This window comes from Stenotrophomonas sp. TWI602 (genome assembly GCF_039674045.1).
Lineage (GTDB): Bacteria > Pseudomonadota > Gammaproteobacteria > Xanthomonadales > Xanthomonadaceae > Stenotrophomonas.
Map to the genome: position 1 here is coordinate 1 of NZ_JBDJMT010000049.1, position 1,550 is coordinate 1,550.

The 1,550-nt window shown below is 68.8% G+C and carries 2 protein-coding genes; both read left to right on the top strand.

The window, feature by feature from the left end:
- Nucleotides 1–156: 156 nt before the first annotated feature.
- Nucleotides 157–633: a GFA family protein gene (locus ABE483_RS18905; RefSeq protein ID WP_313211679.1), complete on the top strand. Its 477-nt coding sequence runs from the start codon at nucleotides 157–159 to the stop codon at nucleotides 631–633.
- Nucleotides 634–730: 97 nt separating this feature from the next.
- Complete coding sequence (gene rlmB, locus ABE483_RS18910) at nucleotides 731–1,477, top strand: 23S rRNA (guanosine(2251)-2'-O)-methyltransferase RlmB (protein ID WP_019184367.1); 747 nt, start codon at nucleotides 731–733, stop codon at nucleotides 1,475–1,477.
- The last annotated feature ends 73 nt before the right edge of the window (nucleotides 1,478–1,550 follow it).

The window sequence follows — 1,550 nt, forward strand, 5'->3', positions numbered from 1 at the left end:
GGCCGCGGCGCGGCCCGCCGCAAACGCGCCATAAACTTAAGTACGGATCGTCGGGTCCCGGCCCCCGGCGGGTACGCGGCAGGTGCCGACCGTTGGTCGGCACATCGTCTACCCGCCCACGGTTGGTGGGCACGCCGATCCCATCGGAGCGATCCCATGCAGGCCCTCCCCGAATACAGCGGTGGTTGCCAGTGCGGCGCGATCCGCTTCCACGTGGTCGGTGCGCTGACCCACAGCTCGATCTGCCATTGCCGGATGTGCCAGAAGGCCTTCGGCGCCTATTACGCCCCCTTGGTCTCGGTCCGTGGCAGCGACTTCCGCTGGACCCGCGGCGAGCCCCGGCGTTTCCCATCCTCCAATATGGTCCAGCGCGGCTTCTGCGCTGACTGCGGCACCCCGTTGACCTACGAAGCCCCGGATGGCGTAGCGATCGCGGCCGGCGCCTTCGATGAACCGGCCCGCCTGCCGCCGACGATCCAGTACGGGATCGAGGCCAAGCTCCCGTTCGTGGATGCCCTGGGGTCGCTCAGCGCGCTGCGCAGCGAAGAGGACGCCGAGGCCGGCGACTTCCTGTTGCATATCGTCTCCCACCAGCACCCGGACCACGACACCGCGGATTGGCCGCCGGGCTGAAGGCGGGCTGTGAACGCCCCCCGTGAACGCCCGGCAGGGCAGGGTGGGCCTTGATGCTCTACCATTACCAACCCCTTTACCGGTCCCGCCCCCCGCAATGAGCAAGCAAAGCCAGTGGATCGTCGGCGTCAACGCCGTCGCCTCTTCGATCGAGAATGATGCCGAGAACGTCCGCGAGGTCCTCATCGAGGCCGGTGCGAAGAACCCGCGTCTGACCGAGATCGAGGAAAACGCACGCCGCAAGGGCATCGACGTGCGCAAGGTGAACACCCAGGCGCTGGACGGTGTGGGCGGTTCGGTGCGTCACCAGGGCGTGGCGGCGCGCTACCAGGCCGCACGGACCTGGGGCGAGAACGAGCTGGAAGGGCTGGTGGAAGCGGCCGAGGGCAAGGCCCTGCTGCTGATCCTCGATGAGGTCCAGGACCCGCACAACCTCGGCGCCTGCCTGCGCAGCGCGGCGGCGGCCGGTGCCACGGCGGTGATCATTCCCAAGGACAAGTCGGCCTCGGTCAATGCGACCGTACGCAAGACCTCGGCCGGCGCAGCCGACCGTATCCCGGTGGTGCAGGTGACCAACCTCTCGCGCTGCCTGAAGGACCTGCAGAAGCTGGGCGTGTGGATCTACGGCCTGGCCGGTGAAGCCACCGAGTCGCTGTATGCGATCGACCTGAAGGGCAACGTGGCGCTGGTGCTGGGCGGCGAAGCCGACGGCCTGCGCCGCCTGACCCGCGAAAACTGCGATGGCCTGGTCAAGATTCCGATGCCAGGCGATATCGAGAGCCTGAACGTCTCCGTCGCCACCGGCGTGAGCCTGTTCGAAGCGGTGCGTCAGCGCGGGCTGTAACCCGCCCGCGCGAGGGGGTAGAGCCGACCGGTGGGGGGCGGGTGCCCGCGGGGGACCGCCCCCCACCCAACGC

Excerpts from the sequence above, each read along its gene's own strand:
- rlmB (WP_019184367.1), top strand. The coding sequence starts at position 731 with ATGAGCAAGCAAAGCCAGTGGATCGTCGGCGTCAACGCCGTCGCCTCT.
- ABE483_RS18905 (WP_313211679.1), top strand. The coding sequence starts at position 157 with ATGCAGGCCCTCCCCGAATACAGCGGTGGTTGCCAGTGCGGCGCGATC.